The organism is Vibrio sp. Vb0598 (assembly GCF_033338935.1).
Lineage (GTDB): Bacteria > Pseudomonadota > Gammaproteobacteria > Enterobacterales > Vibrionaceae > Vibrio > Vibrio alginolyticus.
The window spans coordinates 99,202-116,000 of the sequence record NZ_JAWOTP010000015.1 but is presented as its reverse complement, the minus strand read 5'-3'; the positions used below and the strand labels follow the sequence as shown (position 1 = coordinate 116,000).

Annotated in this window: 14 protein-coding genes; 8 read left to right on the top strand and 6 right to left on the bottom strand. The window is 45.9% G+C overall.

The features are described from left to right. Position 1 precedes the first annotated feature (1 nt). Both gorA and R7Q38_RS15820 read right to left on the bottom strand, forming a co-directional pair. Positions 2–1,357, bottom strand: a complete 1,356-nt coding sequence (gorA, locus tag R7Q38_RS15825) for a glutathione-disulfide reductase (protein WP_005379157.1) — start codon at positions 1,355–1,357, stop codon at positions 2–4. Between the two features lie 259 nt (positions 1,358–1,616). Continuing rightward, entirely contained in the window at positions 1,617–2,456 is an 840-nt protein-coding gene (locus R7Q38_RS15820) for a 23S rRNA (adenine(2030)-N(6))-methyltransferase RlmJ (protein ID WP_005379158.1), read from the bottom strand. 399 nt (positions 2,457–2,855) lie between these two features. On the opposite strand from R7Q38_RS15820, the gene prlC reads away from it, so the two are divergent. Next, positions 2,856–4,898 (top strand): oligopeptidase A, encoded by a 2,043-nt coding sequence (prlC, locus tag R7Q38_RS15815; protein WP_318114284.1) that lies wholly within the window; start codon positions 2,856–2,858, stop codon positions 4,896–4,898. A 65-nt stretch (positions 4,899–4,963) separates the two neighbouring features. Here prlC and asnC read toward each other — a convergent pair whose 3' ends face one another. Then, on the bottom strand, positions 4,964–5,428 hold the full coding sequence (asnC, locus tag R7Q38_RS15810) for a transcriptional regulator AsnC (protein WP_005389595.1): 465 nt from the start codon (positions 5,426–5,428) through the stop codon (positions 4,964–4,966). A gap of 113 nt (positions 5,429–5,541) precedes the next feature. Here asnC and R7Q38_RS15805 point away from each other — a divergent pair, with 113 nt between their 5' ends. The 3 genes from R7Q38_RS15805 (at position 5,542) to R7Q38_RS15795 (ending at position 10,295) form a co-directional block, all read left to right on the top strand. Beyond that, positions 5,542–8,667 (top strand): EAL domain-containing protein, encoded by a 3,126-nt coding sequence (locus R7Q38_RS15805; RefSeq protein WP_318114283.1) that lies wholly within the window; start codon positions 5,542–5,544, stop codon positions 8,665–8,667. 89 nt (positions 8,668–8,756) lie between these two features. Then, the gene (locus tag R7Q38_RS15800; RefSeq protein ID WP_213871804.1) at positions 8,757–9,536 is read left to right on the top strand and encodes a class I SAM-dependent methyltransferase; all 780 of its coding nucleotides are present in this window, start codon (positions 8,757–8,759) and stop codon (positions 9,534–9,536) included. A gap of 186 nt (positions 9,537–9,722) precedes the next feature. Beyond that, positions 9,723–10,295 (top strand): hypothetical protein, encoded by a 573-nt coding sequence (locus tag R7Q38_RS15795; RefSeq protein ID WP_064368886.1) that lies wholly within the window; start codon positions 9,723–9,725, stop codon positions 10,293–10,295. A gap of 69 nt (positions 10,296–10,364) precedes the next feature. On the opposite strand, the gene R7Q38_RS15790 is transcribed toward R7Q38_RS15795, so the two are convergent. Further along, positions 10,365–11,243 carry a carboxylate/amino acid/amine transporter gene (locus R7Q38_RS15790; protein WP_065274996.1) on the bottom strand — a complete coding sequence of 293 codons (879 nt, stop codon included), beginning with the start codon at positions 11,241–11,243 and terminating at the stop codon, positions 10,365–10,367. Between the two features lie 64 nt (positions 11,244–11,307). Continuing rightward, positions 11,308–11,733 (bottom strand): universal stress protein UspA, encoded by a 426-nt coding sequence (uspA, locus tag R7Q38_RS15785; RefSeq protein WP_005379165.1) that lies wholly within the window; start codon positions 11,731–11,733, stop codon positions 11,308–11,310. Between the two features lie 282 nt (positions 11,734–12,015). On the opposite strand from uspA, the gene ftnA reads away from it, so the two are divergent. The 3 genes from ftnA to R7Q38_RS15770 all read left to right on the top strand — a co-directional run bounded on the left by ftnA (position 12,016) and on the right by R7Q38_RS15770 (position 14,332). Next, a complete protein-coding gene (ftnA, locus tag R7Q38_RS15780) occupies positions 12,016–12,543 on the top strand; it encodes a non-heme ferritin (RefSeq protein WP_005379167.1) in 528 nt (175 codons plus the stop codon). A gap of 91 nt (positions 12,544–12,634) precedes the next feature. Further along, the gene (uspB, locus tag R7Q38_RS15775) at positions 12,635–12,958 is read left to right on the top strand and encodes a universal stress protein UspB (RefSeq protein WP_005379169.1); all 324 of its coding nucleotides are present in this window, start codon (positions 12,635–12,637) and stop codon (positions 12,956–12,958) included. Between the two features lie 180 nt (positions 12,959–13,138). Continuing rightward, positions 13,139–14,332 (top strand): NAD(P)/FAD-dependent oxidoreductase, encoded by a 1,194-nt coding sequence (locus R7Q38_RS15770; protein ID WP_005382944.1) that lies wholly within the window; start codon positions 13,139–13,141, stop codon positions 14,330–14,332. 93 nt (positions 14,333–14,425) lie between these two features. On the opposite strand, the gene R7Q38_RS15765 is transcribed toward R7Q38_RS15770, so the two are convergent. After that, positions 14,426–15,769 carry a sigma-54 interaction domain-containing protein gene (locus R7Q38_RS15765; protein WP_005382945.1) on the bottom strand — a complete coding sequence of 448 codons (1,344 nt, stop codon included), beginning with the start codon at positions 15,767–15,769 and terminating at the stop codon, positions 14,426–14,428. Between the two features lie 436 nt (positions 15,770–16,205). On the opposite strand from R7Q38_RS15765, the gene R7Q38_RS15760 reads away from it, so the two are divergent. Further along, positions 16,206–16,757, top strand: coding sequence for a BON domain-containing protein (locus R7Q38_RS15760; RefSeq protein WP_005379174.1), 552 nt, complete (start codon positions 16,206–16,208; stop codon positions 16,755–16,757). The last annotated feature ends 42 nt before the right edge of the window (positions 16,758–16,799 follow it).

Sequence of the window (16,799 nt, the reverse complement as noted above, 5' to 3'; positions counted from 1 at the left end):
ATTAACGCATCGTTACGAACTCTTCAGAGCCCGTTGGGTGGATAGCCACAACAGAGTCGAAGTCTGCTTTGGTTGCGCCCATCTTCATTGCTACGCCGAAGCCTTGGATCATTTCATCTACCGTGAAACCGATGCCGTGTAGGCCAACAACCGTTTCTTCTTCGCCCGCACATACAAGCTTCATCTTACATGGTTGACGGTGCTTAGTAACAGCGGTGTACATCGCCGTAAAGCCAGATGTGTAGACTTTGATGTTGTCTTTGCCGTACTTCTCTTCTGCTTCTTGCGTTGTAAGACCGATAGTGCCGATTGGTGGGTGGCTAAATACCACAGTTGGTACCAAATCGTAGTCCATCTTCGCGTTTGGTTTGTTGTTGAACAAACGCTCAGAAAGTTGACGACCCGCTTTCACTGCTACTGGTGTTAGCTCGATACCGCCTTCCATGATGTCACCCACACAGTAGATGCCTTTCACGTTGGTTTCTTGGTATTCGTCTACCTTAATGTAACCTTTTTCGTTCGTTGCAACACCAGTTGACGCTAGGTTGATTGCGTCTGTCGCTGGGTGACGACCGATTGCCCAAATCAGTTGGTCAACGTTTTGGCTTTCACCGTTTTCTAGGTGCAGAGTTAGGCTGCCATCGGCTTCTTTTACCACTTCTTTTGGTACAGAGTGGGTGTGCAGTTTTGGACCTTCTGCGTCCATCACTTCAACCAATGTATCGATGATCATTGGATCGAAGCTACGTAGTGGTGACTCTTTACGTACGAACAGGTGCGTTTCTGTACCTAGCGCGTGCAGTACGCCAGCAATTTCAACTGCGATGTAGCCTGCGCCAACAACCGCAACGCGTTTTGGTTGCTCTGCTAGGTCGAAGAAGCCGTTTGAATCGATGCCGTATTCAGCGCCTGGAATGTTTGGAATAGTAGGACGACCACCAACCGCGATCAGGATGTGATCTGCTGTGTAGTGTTCACCGTTTACTTCGACAGTTTTTTCGTCAACAAACTTAGCAAAGCCTTTAATCACGTTTACTTTATTGTTGCCAAGAACGCGATCGTAAGATTGGTGAATACGACCAATGTACGCCTGACGGCTCTCAACCAGTTTGCTCCAGTCGAAACCTTTCACGTCGACATCAAAACCGTAATCTTCTGCGTACAGGTTCATTGCTTCTGCGATTTGCGCGCCATGCCACATCACTTTTTTCGGTACACAACCTACGTTGACACAGGTACCGCCAAGGTCTTGAGCTTCGATTAGCGCAACTTTCGCGCCGTACATCGCCGCACGGTTTGCAGATGCGATGCCGCCACTGCCGCCACCGATACAGATATAGTCAAAATGAGTCGCCATTACTTTCTCCAAGAGCTTATAAATTTTATCTGGTACATAGATAGATTGGGATGACCTTGCCCGAACTCAATGCCACCGTTATCCCACTATCATAAATCGAATTCGACTAATTCCTAAATGGGAAAAAGCGACAATACTTATGACAAATAGCGATGAGAGGCACAAAAAGAAGAATAAGCACGATTGGAGGGAAAAGGTGAGAGCATAAAAAAGCGCAACGAGAATATCGTTGCGCTTGAAGATATCGGTACTGAAGTGCTTACTCTGGCACAATCCAGTCCACTTTCCAGTGGCCAGTTGCTGGTGCTATCGCGTCTTGCAGGAATGGCAGAATCTCTTTCATCTGGCTTTCCAGTTTCCATGGCGGGTTAATCACAATCATGCCGGATGCCGTCATGCCGCGCTCGTTGGTATCTGGTGCAACACCTAACTCGATTTGCAGAATTTTACGAATGCCCAGTGCTTCCAAGCCTTCGATCATATCTTCGATGTCGTGACGGTTTACCACTGGGTACCAAATCGCGTAGATACCGGTTGCCCAACGTTTATGGCTCTGATGAATCGCTCGCACCACATCGCGGTACTCTTTCGCGAGTTCGTATGGTGGGTCAATCAGCACCAAACCACGACGTTCTTGTGGCGGTAAGCTTGCTTTGAGGCGTTGGAATCCGTCTTCTTTGAAGATGCTCACTTGGCGATCACGATGGAATTCTTGCTCTAACAATGGATGATCGGCCGGGTGCAACTCGGTCAGCACCATGCGATCTTGTGGGCGGATTTGCGCGCGCGCCACACGTGGTGAGCCTGGGTAGTAACGCAGCTTCTCGCCATTGTTGAGCACTTTAATGGCATCGATGTAGCTTTTGATGTCTTCGGGAATGCTTGGGTTATCCCAAATACGTGCGATGCCTTGTTTGTATTCGCCCGTTTTTTCAGACCATTCGTGAGTCAGATCGTAACGGCCCACACCCGAGTGGGTATCGTGATAAACGAATGGCTTATCTTTTTGTTTCAGCGCATCAAGAATGAGGCTTTGAACGATGTGTTTGACCACGTCGGCATGGTTGCCAGCGTGGAAGCTGTGGCGGTAACTTAACAAATTAAACTCTCGAAACACTCTTTGGTTGAGTGTGGTCTGTGATTTTCACTCTATGGCGGTATTATACTCAAGTAACTTAAAGATGTAGAACTTCCAATCAAATCTGTTCCTCTGATAAGGGGACGCTATTGAAATTTCTTTAAGTCACCCACACTTACTATTGGTAATCGAATTGAACTAGGTGAGTTTCTCGCACTCAAAAGGGTGTGAAATTTCATTTAGGTATAACAAGACTCAAGGACAGAGTAGCGCTGGTTGACTATATGATGGTCATCGCGGCATAGAGAAAGGGAACGGAGCTCCCCCAATCCATGTTGCTGGCTCGTCTGTACATTGAGTTGGCCTATCTACACAAAATAGACAGGCAATCACAGAGTCAAAACACAAAAGGAATTATTCATGTCTAATCCTCTACTGACGTTTACGGACCTACCTCCGTTTTCTCAAATTAAACCAGAACACATCAAGCCTGCCGTTGAGGAAGCGATTGCTGACTGCCGAGCAAAAATCGATGAAGTTCTACAAGACAACGCTCACCCAACTTGGGACAGTGTGATTGCGCCAATTGAAGAAGCGGATGATCGCTTAAGCCGCATCTGGTCGCCAGTGGGTCACATGAACTCGGTAGTGAACAGCGAAGAGCTACGTGAAGCTTACGAAAGTTGCCTACCAATTTTGTCAGAGTACGGCACTTGGGTTGGTCAGCACAAAGGGTTGTACGAAGCGTACAAAACCATCAAAGCGAGCGAAGAATTTGCAACGTTAACTCGTGCCCAGCAGAAAACCATCACTGATGCACTGCGTGATTTCGAGTTATCAGGCATTGGTTTGCCATCCGATGAGCAGCACCGTTACGGCGAGATCAGCAAACGTATGTCTGAGCTGAGTTCTAAATTCTCTAACAATGTGCTGGATGCCACCATGGGTTGGACCAAGCACATCACAGACGAGAAAGACCTAGCAGGTATGCCAGAATCGGCGCTGGCAGCAGCGAAAGCTGCCGCAGAAGCAAAAGAGTTAGATCGTTACCTCATTACGCTAGATATCCCATCTTACCTACCTGTCATGACGTACTGCGATAACCAAGAGTTGCGTAAAGAAGTGTACGAAGCGTACGTGACGCGCGCTTCTGATCGAGGTCCAAACGCAGGCAAATGGGATAACTCAGAAATCATTACTGAGCAGCTAAAACTGCGCCATGAAATTTCACGTATGCTAGGTTTCAATACTTACAGTGAAAAGTCGTTAGCAACAAAGATGGCTGAAACGCCGGATCAAGTGCTGGGCTTCCTGAATGACCTAGCGACACGAGCGAAACCGCAAGGTGAACGTGAAGTCGAAGAGTTACGTCAGTTTGCGAAAAGTGAGTTTGGTGTTGAAGAGCTGAACGTTTGGGATATCGCTTACTACAGCGAGAAACAAAAGCAGCACCTGTTCCAAATTTCGGATGAAGAACTGCGCCCATACTTCCCAGAGTCAAAAGTCGTGAGCGGTCTGTTTGAAGTGCTAAACCGCGTGTTTGGCATGACCGTTACTGAGCGTGAAGGCGTAGACACTTGGCATGAGTCCGTGCGCTTTTTCGATATCTTTGATGCTGAAGGCACACTCCGTGGCAGTTTCTACCTAGATCTCTATGCACGTGAACACAAACGTGGCGGCGCGTGGATGGATGATTGTCGTGGCCGTCGCGTTACGCTATCTGGCGAGCTGCAAACGCCGGTTGCGTATCTAACGTGTAACTTCAACCGTCCAGTGGGCGACAAACCAGCACTGTTCACGCATGATGAAGTCGTGACGCTATTCCATGAGTTTGGTCATGGAATCCACCACATGTTGACGCAAGTTGATACAGGTGCTGTTTCAGGTATTAATGGCGTGCCTTGGGATGCGGTTGAGCTACCAAGTCAGTTCCTAGAAAACTGGTGTTGGGAAGAGGATGCGCTGGCGTTCATTTCTGGTCACTATGAGACTGGTGAGCCGCTACCTAAAGCGATGCTAGACAAAATGCTCGCAGCGAAAAACTTCCAATCTGCGATGGGTATTTTGCGTCAGCTAGAATTCGGCTTGTTCGACTTCACGCTTCACACCGAATATGACCCTGAAGTGGGTGCGCGTGTACTGGAAACTCTGGCGAAAGTGAAAGAGAAAGTCGCGGTAGTTCCTGCGGTTGAGTGGGCGCGTTTCTCACACAGCTTCGGCCATATTTTTGCTGGTGGCTACAGTGCGGGTTACTACAGCTACCTGTGGGCTGAAGTGCTGTCGTCAGACGCGTATTCTCGCTTTGAAGAAGAAGGCATCTTCAACAAAGAGACGGGTCTAAGCTTCCTGAACAACATCCTAGAAATGGGGGGCAGTGAAGAGCCAATGGAGCTGTTCAAGCGCTTCCGTGGCCGCGAGCCACAAATCGATGCACTGTTGCGCCACTCGGGTATTGCGGCGTAAATTGAGCAAAAAACATCAAGGCCAACCGTTCGGTTGGCTTTTTTGTACAGTTTTTATAAAAAATTTTACGGATTTACGTTTCGGTTGATCGGGTTCTGCAACGATATCAATGTCTCCGTGGACTGAACCTCATCAATGGCTTGCAGCTTGTCGATCAGTACAAATTGCAGCTCTTCAATCGATTTGCACATCAATTTGACGAATATGTTATACGCGCCCGTGGTGTAGTAAGCTTCAACGACTTCGTCGAGCGCGTTGAGTTTTTCTAACGCGGAGTGGTAATCACGAGCTGCATTGAGGTTAATACCAATAAAGCAGCACACATCGTAGCCAAGCTTTTTGGTATTGATGATCACCTCCGTTCCCTCGATGATGTCAGCCGACTTCATCTTTTCGATACGCACATGGATAGTGGCAGGGCTGACATCGAACTGCTTTGCCATTTCTGCGTAGGGCGTTCTGGCGTCAGCCATCAGTGTTTTTAATATTGCGCGGTCAAGGTCGTCGAGTTTCGGCAGGCTCGCATTCATACTATGATTTCCGTTAGGGATAGAGTTTTACCTCCCTTTTATACTCATAGCGGATAGGATTCACAAGGTTTGGCAGGAGTAACTGCGGGTTAACTCCGAGCTATGGAGATAATGTGCAGCGTTTTCTGGTTATTGCCGCGCTATGTTGGAGCGCGTTTGCTACGGCCTCAGATCCGAAGGTGTTGGTCGTGCACTCCTATCATCAGGGTTTTTTCTGGACGGACTCCATACAGCGAGGCATCGAGCAACAGCTGGGCGATCGAGCGCTGGACATGCGTGTGCTCTATCTAGACTCGAAACGTAACCAGAGTGAGCAGTTTTTTGCGCAACTAAAATCCTTGTATCTTACGAAATTACGCAAAGAGCGATTCGATGCCATTTTAGTGAGCGATAACAATGCACTTGAACTCATGCAGCGTTTAGCCCCAATCATCAAAGACACCCCAGTTATATTTAACGGCATTAATAACTACCATCCTTCTTTACATCGTTCTCTGAATGCAACCGGAGTCATGGAAGATGTCGATTTGGAAGCGAATCTCGCTCTTATTGAGCGCTTACATCCGAACTACACACAAGTTCTCATCGTCAGTGACCACTCGGTGACCGGTGAGGTGTTGCGTTATCAAATCGACAATTTTGTCCTCAAGTTCCCGCAATATCGAGACAAAATCGTACAACTTGTCCCAGACAGTATCATCGATCTAAAACAACAAGTCGCAAAACTGAGTTCCGATAAAGTCGTCTTGTTCTGGACCTATTACCGAGATAAACAAGGTATGGTTGGCAGCGAGCGTGACTGGGTTGGTGTCAACAAAGTCTCAAACGCGCCGCTGTTTATGGTGCATGACATTGGTTTGGGTCATGGCGCAGTTGGAGGGGTTATTCAAAGTGGTTATCGGCATGGTATTGAGAGCGCAGAGATGCTTGAATTCGTTTTGGATAACCCTGATCAGCCTCTGCCTGCCGTGAAAAAAAGTGATTCTGAAATAAAGCTCGATTACCAAGCGGTAGCGCGTTGGGGATTGGGGGCTGAACAAGAGGTTTCTGCGGTATTTTTTAATAAGCCAATGAAGCTTTCTGAACGTTTTGCCAAGGAAATTCGCCTGTTTGGTAGTCTGTTTGTGGTGATGTCGGTGGTCATTTTGCTGATGGGTTATTATTTACAGCGGATGCGTCGCAGTGAGAGCGCTGCGCGAGAAAGCCAGGCTATTCTAGAATCGATTTTCGATCAGAGCATGCAGTATATGGGCATTTTGGATGCCAACGGTGTGCTTAAATCGGGCAACGATCACCTTCAATCCTTACTTTATCACCAAGGACTGCGTTTAGACCGACCACTTTGGTTTCATCCCAACTGGAGTGAGAAAGCCCAAGCGCTGCTAGAGAAGTATTTCCATGCGCCTCACCATCAAGTGTCGACGTTTGAAGCTGAAATTTGGAGTAAAGAACACGGCGCCTTGGTATTAGAAGTTTCGCTCAAGCCTTTTTCTCAGCAAGTAGGGAATCATAAGCAATACTTGTTTGAAGCGCGCGATATTACCAGTCGTAAATTGATGGAGGACAAGCTCTACCAACGTGAGTCAACCCTACGCAACTATTACGAGCAGCAGCCCGTGATGATGGTGACGCTTGATAGTAATAACCGAATTCAAGAAGTGAATCGATTTGCTCAACTACTTCTTGGCTACAAACCGATGGACATGCTCGGACATCGCCTGAGGGAGTTCTATTTTGATGACAAAGTGCTGTTCCCTCGCCAAGTGTTATTGCAACCCAACCAGCAAGTGCATGGTGTTTGGCGACGTGAAGTCGAGTATCGTCATGCAAATGGTCATCGTGTTTGGGTGCGCGAGAATATTCGTCCGCTGAGTGAATCTGAGCAACTGCTGATTGTGGGCGAAGATATTACCGAAACCAAACTGCTCTCCGAGAAATTGGAATACCAAGCTCGCTATGACTTACTGACGGGGACTTACAACAGAAACCATTTTGAACTAGAGCTTAAGACCGCACTGTGCGAAGTGGACAGCCATCGTCGAGTCCACGCCATGTTGTACCTCGACTTAGATCAACTAAAAGTCCTCAATGATACGGTTGGGCATGATGCAGGTGATGCGGCGATTCAATTCTGCGCCAGTATGCTGGAAGGCGTTCTGCCGTACAATTCCATCTTGGCTCGAATGGGAGGCGATGAGTTTGCGGTGTTACTCAAAGACTGTGACGAATATGGCGCCATCAATATTGCCAAACTGATCATCTCGACACTAAGCGAACACCTCTTTATTTGGGAAGACACACGCCTGTTCATCAGTTGCTCAATTGGTATCCGTATCATCGATCATACCGCTGATACGCCACAAATGGTGCATGCTCAAGCAGACTCTGCTTGTCACGCCGCTAAAGAGCAAGGCCGTAACCGCTATAATCTATTCAGCTTAGATAACGAAGAGTTGCAGCGTCGTCAGATGGAAATGCAGAGCGTCAATTTGGTGCATGAGGCATTGTCGAATCAACGTTTAGAACTGTTTGCTCAACCGATAAAAAGCTTACAAAAGCACGAGACTCAAATGTATTTTGAGATTTTGGTGCGTATTCGCAATGGGTACGGTGATTATGTTTCTCCTGCGCTGTTTATCCCTGCTTCCGAGCGCTACAACATTGCCCATTGGATTGATAAGCAGGTTATTACTCAAACGCTAGAGTGGTTTGAACAGCGTCCTGAGGTGGTTGAACAGCTTGGTCGCTGTTCGATAAACCTTTCAGGTCAATCTATGGGGAATCAAGAGTTTATTGACTTCTTATTGGAGCGATTGGAAAGTTCGACTCTGCCGTGTGAAAAAATCTGCTTAGAAATCACCGAGACAGCGGCGATGAGCAATCTGGATCAAGCCATTGAGCTGTTTACCAAGTTAAAGGCTTTGGGTTGCATGATTGCATTGGATGATTTCGGATCTGGATTGTCTTCATTTGGTTACTTAAAGAAACTTCCTGTCGATATCGTGAAAATTGATGGTCTTTTCGTGCAAGATATCAACGTAAATGAAATGGACCGCGTGATGGTTCGTTCAATCAATGACTTGGCGAAACAGCTCGGCAAAGTGACGGTGGCGGAGTTTGTCGAAAATGACCAGGTCATGCAGCATTTGATAGACCTCGGTGTGGACTACGGCCAAGGCTACGGTATTGGCCATCCTAAGCCGCTTTATGAGCTAGTGGAGCAACTGACGGTTGTATAACCTCTGCGTAGCAAGCTCAACCTAGCATTAATAGGTAACTTAGGTATACACTCAGCGCCAGTTACCTCGATTTTTATTGGAGCCTCCTTTTGCAACTGCAATTGATCTGTGAAAACCCGTCTCAACAATCTCATCTTGATGAACTCGCTGCGCGTTGGCAGCTTTCACACGCTGACGATAGCGATTTTGCTTTGGTGCTAACCACCGAGCGTTTGGAGCTACGTAAAGTGGATGAGCCAAAGCTGGGTGCCATCTTTGTGGATTTGATTGGTGGTGCGGTCGGTCATCGTCGCAAGTTCGGCGGTGGTAAAGGCCAAGCAATTGCGAAAGCGGCGGGGTTGAACAAAGGGGCAACGCCAACCGTGTTAGACGGCACGGCAGGTCTTGGTCGTGATGCGTTTGTGCTCGCCTCGCTAGGTTGTAAAGTGCAGATGGTCGAGCGTCATCCAGTCGTAGCGGCTTTGTTAGATGATGGCTTGGCTCGAGCGAAACAAGACTCAGAAATCGGCACCTGGGTATCTGAGCGCATGTCGCTAATCCATGCTTCTAGCCATGATGCGCTAGAACAATTGGCGCAAGATAAAGACTTTGTCCAGCCAGATGTGGTGTATCTTGACCCGATGTATCCGCACCCAGAAAATAAAAAGAAGTCGGCGCTCGTGAAAAAAGAAATGCGCGTTTTCCAATCGTTGGTTGGCGCCGATTTGGACGCCGATGGCCTACTAGAACCAGCCATGGCGTTAGCCACAAAGCGTGTAGTAGTTAAACGCCCAGACTATGCTAACTGGCTGAACGAGAAAAAACCGACCATGGCGATTGAAACGAAAAAAAATCGCTTCGATGTCTACGTTAAAGCATCGATGGCATAACTTCCTGACGGCTCAACTTTTCTTGTCACAGTACGGTGTGTCGTGCTGTGACTCAGCCTCTCTTTCCTCGTCTCTATTGATAGTTTTCTCTTGCTAATTCCCTTCCCTGACTGTATATCTAACTAAGAATTATTATTATTTCACTTGTTGTGATGCGGTCGATAACTGGGAAGCTGGAGTAGTAGAATGGCTAAACGTTTATGTAAAATGAGTCGCAAACAGATCGCGGCAGAACTTGGTGATATCCATCGTTTAGTTGTCGCACCAAAATTCGTTTGTCGTTCTTGCGCACGCTCTTCATCGGCCAAAGATACCCTTTGTAAGCCAGCCGCAATTCCTCCACAAAAATGCCAAGACAAGCCATTGAGTGAGCAACAAGCATGTGGCTTATTGGTTGAAGCTCTGCCAGCACAAGCGATTCCAGTGACCACTAAACAAAGCAACGAAAAAGCCGCGATTGTGAGGCGTGTTGTTGAGCGTGTGAAAGAGAAAAAACAAGCCGAAAAATCTCCGGAGCCAGTAAGAGCCGACGCACCAGTATGGTTTGATTTAGCGGATAAAAAATCGCTCAAGAAAGCGAAAAAAGCACTGAAAAAGCATTATAAGCAGCAAAAGAAGTTGCTAAAAGTAGCGAAAAAACAACAAAAGTTACTTAAGCGTCAGCGCAAGCTTGAAGCGCGCAATGCGAAACTAGAAGTGTTGCTGCCAACGCCACCTAATGCTTTGATGAACGCAATCTCACAAGCCAAAGTGCATTAATCAAATAAAAAAACGCTCTCCAGTCGGAGAGCGTTTTTTATTGTCGAAATGTTTATAGGATTAGCTGCGTTACTTATTGGCGTAGCTCATCTCTACGCGCTTTTTCACCCAGGTTTCGTTAATCCATAGGGATAGCATGATGATCGCACCGCCAATGGCGAGTCGCATGACATCAACATCGCGGTTCCAAATCACAATGTTTACAATCAAGCCCGCCGGAACCAATGCATTGTTCATTACTGCCAGTGCCCCTGCGTTCACCATGGTCGCGCCTTTGTTCCAAGCAAAGTAACCAAAACCAGAAGCAATCAAACCAAGGTATGTCAGAATGCCCCATTGCGTTGTAGTGGTTGGTAATTTGTCTAGGTTACCCATGAGCGCGAAAGCCACGGTTGCTACACAAAGTGCACCTAAGTAGAAGTAGCCAAACACGGTGTGTTGTGGCAAATCGACGGGTTCACTCTCCATGATATATTTGTAGCCCACCTGACCGATGGCAAAGCAGAGGTTTGCTCCTTGAACGACCAAAAAGCCCAGTAGGAAATCTTCATTAATGCCTGCAAATTTAATCCAGGCGGCACCAAATACGGCTATTGCTGCGGTAACTAAGTACCAAGGTGAAAAGCGACCTTTCAAGAAGTCATAGATTAGCGTGACGTAAATGGGTGTGAATACGGTGAACAGCAATACTTCTGGCACGGAAAGGAGCAAAAAAGATTGGTAGTAGAAGCAATACATCAAGCCGAGCTGGAAGCCACCGACGGTCATCAGTTTCGCGATCAGGGGTTTGCTAACGCCACGGAATTTCAAAAAGGGAATGAAAACCAGGCTCGCCAGTGCCACGCGCATGAACACCGAGAACCAAGAATCAACCTGACCGGCGAGGTAAACGCCGATCAGGCTAAATGAGAATGCCCAAAGTAGGGTAACTGCGGATAGATAAGCCATGGATGAGAATCTTTATCAACAACAAATGTGCCCGCAGTCTAACCAAGTTTTATCGCTGCGCCAATCAGTCTTTTAGCGGTACGACCAGCATATCGACTGGTGAGCAGTTAATCAGCTGTCGAGTCGAAGATAGAATCTTGCTCCAGAAATCTTGGTGATGACCACAAACCACCAAATCGATACTGTAGTCTTGAATAGTATCGCACAGCTCATTACTCAAATCGCCACTACCGACTAAAGTATGGGCAATTGGGTATTGCGCATATTCTGCGAAGTTTGCCAATTGTGTGCGCGATGCTTCCATTGCTTGATGTTGCGCTTCTGCCATATTGATATCGATAAGCCCGGTGTAGAGTTCTGCGTAGTTCACGTCGATGTGAATAAAAGAGACTTTCGCATCCAGAGGTTTAGCCAGTGATACGGCTTTCTTAATCAACACTTTACTGTCGTCTGAAAGGTCGACTGCCACAAGTATGTGTTTGTAACTCATATTGCTATCTCCTTGTAAGGTCATAGTTTTAGATTAGCACCAACCCCAAAAAAAATTTGCTGAAGTGATCTCATATCGGTGCCGTAGGTACAAAGTCTTGTCTCAGTAATCATGTTATAGTGGCGTTATACCCAAGTGACTTTGATATGCTGAAATAAGCGTAGTGTTACTGACTAGAGTTGAAGTGAAACTTCGCCGTGTCTGCCAGACCAAGCTATTCTCGCAGCGTCACTTATTTCGAGGTTACTTGGGTATATTGCATGCACAATAATAGGAGTTAACATGCTGTCTCAAACTATGGTCGAACAATTGAATGAGCAAATTAACCTAGAATTTTTCTCATCCAATCTATACTTACAAATGAGTGCTTGGTGTGAAGACAAAGGTTTTGAAGGTGCGGCTGAATTTTTACGCGCTCACGCCGTAGAAGAAATGGAGCACATGCAACGCCTATTCACTTACGTGAGTGAAACTGGCTCAATGCCAATCTTAGGCGCTATTGATGCGCCAAAGCATGACTTTGCGAGCCTAGGTGACGTTTTCCGCGAGACATTTGAACATGAGCAAATGATAACGGAAAAAATCAACAAACTGGCGCACGTTGCATTTACTAGCCAAGACTACTCAACGTTTAACTTCCTACAGTGGTACGTGTCAGAACAGCACGAAGAAGAGAAGTTGTTTAAAGGGATTTTAGATAAGATCGAACTGGTAGGTGAAGACGGTAAAGCGTTGTTCTTCATCGACAAAGATCTAGCACAAATGGCGAAAGAAGGTTCATCTTCAATCATGGATGCTCCAGCTGCGTAAACGCGTTTTGGGACGTTGTAAGTAGCGGGTAAAGACGAAGTGTTGGTCGTCTTTTTCTCTTGAGCATTGTTGAAGATGTAGGGAGGAAAAGATGATCAGTGGAGACACAATCTTATTTGCGCTAATGGTGGTAACTGGAGTTAATATGGTCCGGTATCTCACCGCTCTTCGTTCTCTAATTTATATCATGCGTGAAGCGCATCCGCTGTTATATCAGCAAGTTGATGGTAATGGTTTTTTTACCACTCATGGAAATGTCACCAAGCAGGTGAGGTTGTATCACTACATTAAAAGTAAAGAATATCATCATCACCACGATGAAATTTTTACTGGTAAGTGTGAAAGAGTGCGTGAATTGTTTGTTCTATCGACTGCGTTGCTCGGCGTGACGCTACTTGCTGCCTTCATTCTCTAAGAGTCGATGATCTAGATAGTTGTTCTGTCTGAGATTTTACGTACATACAGAGCGCTTAGAGTTTAAGCGCTTTTCCCTTTCGGTATTTGTCGGTAGAATGTCGCGCCTAGAAAGCAAGGATGTGCAATGTGCACATCCTTTTTTATTTTGATTCGATACCAATCAGTCTAAGAGCTACCGATGAGTAAGAAATTTGATGTTGTTGTAATTGGCGCAGGCGCAGCAGGTTTAATGTGTGCTGCAGAAGCAGGCAAGCGAGGCCGCCGTGTTTTGGTGCTCGATCATGCTAAAAAGCCAGGACGTAAAATCCTTATCTCGGGCGGTGGTCGTTGTAACTTCACTAACTACGACGTTTCAGCTAATCACTATTTGTGTCAAAACCCGCACTTTGTTAAGTCGGCGCTCTCCCAATACACTAACTGGGATTTCATCTCGATGGTGTGTAAACATGGCATTGAGTTCGAAGAGCGTGATCACGGCCAGTTGTTTTGTGTCGATGCATTTACGGCCAAAGATATCGTGAAGATGTTGTTAGCTGAGTGTGACATGCCGAACATCGAGCAGCGTTACCAATGCGATGTTCATTCGATTGAAAAAATTGATGAAGGCTTTCGTTTGCATGCTGGTACTGAGATTGTCGAATGTGAGTCTTTAGTTATCGCAACAGGTGGCTTGTCGATGCCAAAACTGGGAGCGACACCATTTGGTTATAAAGTCGCGGAACAATTTGGTCTTCGAGTTATCCCAACCACGGCAGGTCTTGTACCATTTACTCTGCATAAAGAAGACAAAGAAGACTTTGCTGAGTTATCTGGTATCGCGGTACCTGCGGAAATTACGGCTGAAGATGGCACCATGTTCAAAGAAGCCCTGTTGTTCACACATCGTGGTTTATCTGGTCCAGCAGTGTTACAGATTTCTTCATTCTGGCGGGCCGGACAAAAGGTGTTGATCAATCTTGTGCCAAACGATGATGTTGCTGAGTTATTAGAACGCAGTCGTGAGAAGCATCCAAATCAGTCACTCAAGAATACGCTTGCCAAAGTGCTGCCTAAGCGTCTGGTTGAAGTCTTAATTGAACGTAAAGAGCTAGTCGATAAACCGCTAAAACAGTTCAATCAAAAGGAGCTTGCGGCGATTGTGGAGCGTCTAGAGCATTGGGATATCGCCCCGAATGGCACTGAAGGCTACCGAACTGCGGAAGTGACACTCGGCGGTGTCGATACTGATCACTTATCCTCGAAAACCATGGAATGCAAAGACATTAAAGGGCTTTATTTTATTGGTGAAGTGATGGATGTGACTGGTTGGCTAGGGGGCTACAATTTTCAGTGGTGCTGGTCGAGCGGTTTTGTTGCGGGGCAGTGGGTTTAATCAAACACCAAACGCAGCCTAACTGCATAAAAGATAAGATACAAAAAGAGCACTGAGTTTTATTCAGTGCTTTTTTTGTATTCCCATAGCGAGTTACTCGTCTTGATACTTTTCGAGTTTGTTATAGAGCGTTTTCACGCTAATGCCTAACTCCTGCGCTGATTCCGTTTTATTACCTTGATTCTCTTCAAGGGTATTGAGAATGGCGGCTTTTTCTAGCTCTTCTAACGAAACGCCCGCCGGAACAAGGTCTTCGATGCTGGTGCCTGTTTCCAATGGTGGTGTGTCGAAGATAAGGTGTTCATCTCGGATGGTGTCATCAGCCAAAATAAATGCACGTTCGATCGTGTGTTTGAGCTCACGGACATTACCTGGCCAGTCGTGTGCAGCGATTTTTTGGATCGCAGAGTCAAGAATCGTTTTGGTTTTTGCCTCATTGGCGTTGCGGTGCGCGATAAAGTGCTTGGCCAGACCGACGATATCACCGCCTCGTTCTCGCAGTGGCGGTATCGTTAATGGGAAATGCGATAACCGGAAAAACAGATCTTCACGCAGGAACTGCTCCTCAATGGCGATTTTAGGATCACGGTTTGTAGCAGCAATGATGCGAGTATTAGCGATATGAACTGTATTACTGCCAACTGGGCGATACTCTCCGGTTTCTAGCACCCGCAATAGCTTCACTTGATGCTCGATAGGCATCTCGGTGATTTCATCTAAAAATAGTGTGCCGCCCTCTGCCTGCTTAAATACACCTTGGTGAGTTTTATTTGCTCCGGTAAAAGCGCCTTTCTCATGACCAAACAGTTCACTATCAACCAATTCAGGGCTAATGGCACCACAGTTAATCGCTATAAAGGGCTGTTGTTTACGCTCACTCGCTAAGTGGATGGTCTGCGCCACCAGTTCTTTGCCTGATCCACTTTCACCGACAATAAGGACGTTGGCTTCTGTTTTAGCAACGCGCCTGATCATACGATAGAGCTGATGCATCGGAGAGGAAGATCCGACCAAAAGACCAAATTGGTCAAGATCGCTGGTGGACACTTTACGCCCTTGATCTTGTTTGTGTTGATAGTACTGGCTGACTTCGCTCAGGGTGTCCGTCAGAATGGCAATATCAACGGGCTTTCTGTAGTGAAAAATAGCACCCAAGTTCATCAGTTTATCCAAGTTCTCGTTTGGAGCGCCTGAGCTAATGATGATCAAGTCCATATCGTAGATGTCTTCGATATTAGAAAGACGTTGATAATCTGCACTAGTAAAGTGGGCGACTTCAACAATCGCAACTTCCGGTTTGAGTTGTAGGAAATCTTCAATCCATTGGTCTGCGGCATCGATGTCATGCAGACGAAATTTGTTCAGTTCCTGGCAAGAAGCGATGGCATTTTTAAGTGATGGATCTTGTATTCTTAGAAACAGGCTTGGCATCGACATAGAAATGTCCTCTTTACTATGACAGAAACAATGTACGTGGATTATTCTCACTTCACAAGACAAAATATTGTCAGCATAGATTTAAGGATTTGTTCGGTATTTTTATGTTGTTAGCCCCTTTTTGATATATATCGGTGAGAGCCATCAGTAGATATTTCCTTTTGTTCAGATTTTTATTTTTAAAATAATAATTTTGCTATTAATTGATCCTGGAGAAATAGCCTTTCTGTTTTATCAGGTTATTTCTGCACAAGTGGCGGAGGCTTTATCACCGATTAAAAATTACATTTTTTACGTGTAAATAATTCATGCTTATACTTTATTGCTCATCTCATTTTTACCTCTTTCCTTTATTAGTCACTTAAAAACAATGAGTTATAAAGTTGGCACATGGTTTGCTCCTAGGGAAGTGCAACGTCAATAAAGGAGAATTACCATGAATAACATCGCAGCTAAAATTGTACTTACGTCAGTTCTTGCTACTTCATCTACAGCAGTCTTAGCGAGTGATAAATGGGAAAAAGAATCCATGGACGCTTGGCTAGATGGTAAAGCTGAAACCACACTACTGCTAAACAGCAATCTCAACTCTTTTGATATCAATACCGATGTTGAGAATCAGGTCGTTACCCTTTCTGGTTCGGTAAACAATGATCTTGAAAAATCACTTGCCGAAGAGCTTGTGACTGGTCTTGATGGTGTGAAAAAAGTAAACAACGAATTGTCAGTAGTGAATGAAGGCAAGAAAGAAACTGATTCAGAAGCTTTAGCTACACTGACCGATTCTAAAATCACGACTATAGTTAAAACGCGCCTACTAATGGATACCAATGTGAGTGGTACGGATATTGATGTAACGACGGAACGCAAAACGGTAACGTTGGCAGGTAAAGTTAATTCAGATGCGGAGCATGATCTTGCAATTTCAATTGCAAATAACACCAATGACGTAAATAAGGTGATTGATAAGCTAGAAGTGGTTCAATAATAGCGAGCCGAGTGATTTAACCCACTTTTATTAGGAGGTAAC

Bases quoted from the DNA above. Each gene is read 5' to 3' on its own strand.
- asnC (WP_005389595.1), bottom strand. From the start codon at position 5,428: ATGAATGCGAGCCTGCCGAAACTCGACGACCTTGACCGCGCAATATTA.
- uspA (WP_005379165.1), bottom strand. From the start codon at position 11,733: ATGAGTTACAAACACATACTTGTGGCAGTCGACCTTTCAGACGACAGT.
- R7Q38_RS15760 (WP_005379174.1), top strand. From the start codon at position 16,206: ATGAATAACATCGCAGCTAAAATTGTACTTACGTCAGTTCTTGCTACT.
- R7Q38_RS15790 (WP_065274996.1), bottom strand. From the start codon at position 11,243: ATGGCTTATCTATCCGCAGTTACCCTACTTTGGGCATTCTCATTTAGC.
- ftnA (WP_005379167.1), top strand. From the start codon at position 12,016: ATGCTGTCTCAAACTATGGTCGAACAATTGAATGAGCAAATTAACCTA.
- gorA (WP_005379157.1), bottom strand. From the start codon at position 1,357: ATGGCGACTCATTTTGACTATATCTGTATCGGTGGCGGCAGTGGCGGC.
- uspB (WP_005379169.1), top strand. From the start codon at position 12,635: ATGATCAGTGGAGACACAATCTTATTTGCGCTAATGGTGGTAACTGGA.
- R7Q38_RS15765 (WP_005382945.1), bottom strand. From the start codon at position 15,769: ATGTCGATGCCAAGCCTGTTTCTAAGAATACAAGATCCATCACTTAAA.
- R7Q38_RS15770 (WP_005382944.1), top strand. From the start codon at position 13,139: ATGAGTAAGAAATTTGATGTTGTTGTAATTGGCGCAGGCGCAGCAGGT.
- prlC (WP_318114284.1), top strand. From the start codon at position 2,856: ATGTCTAATCCTCTACTGACGTTTACGGACCTACCTCCGTTTTCTCAA.
- R7Q38_RS15795 (WP_064368886.1), top strand. From the start codon at position 9,723: ATGGCTAAACGTTTATGTAAAATGAGTCGCAAACAGATCGCGGCAGAA.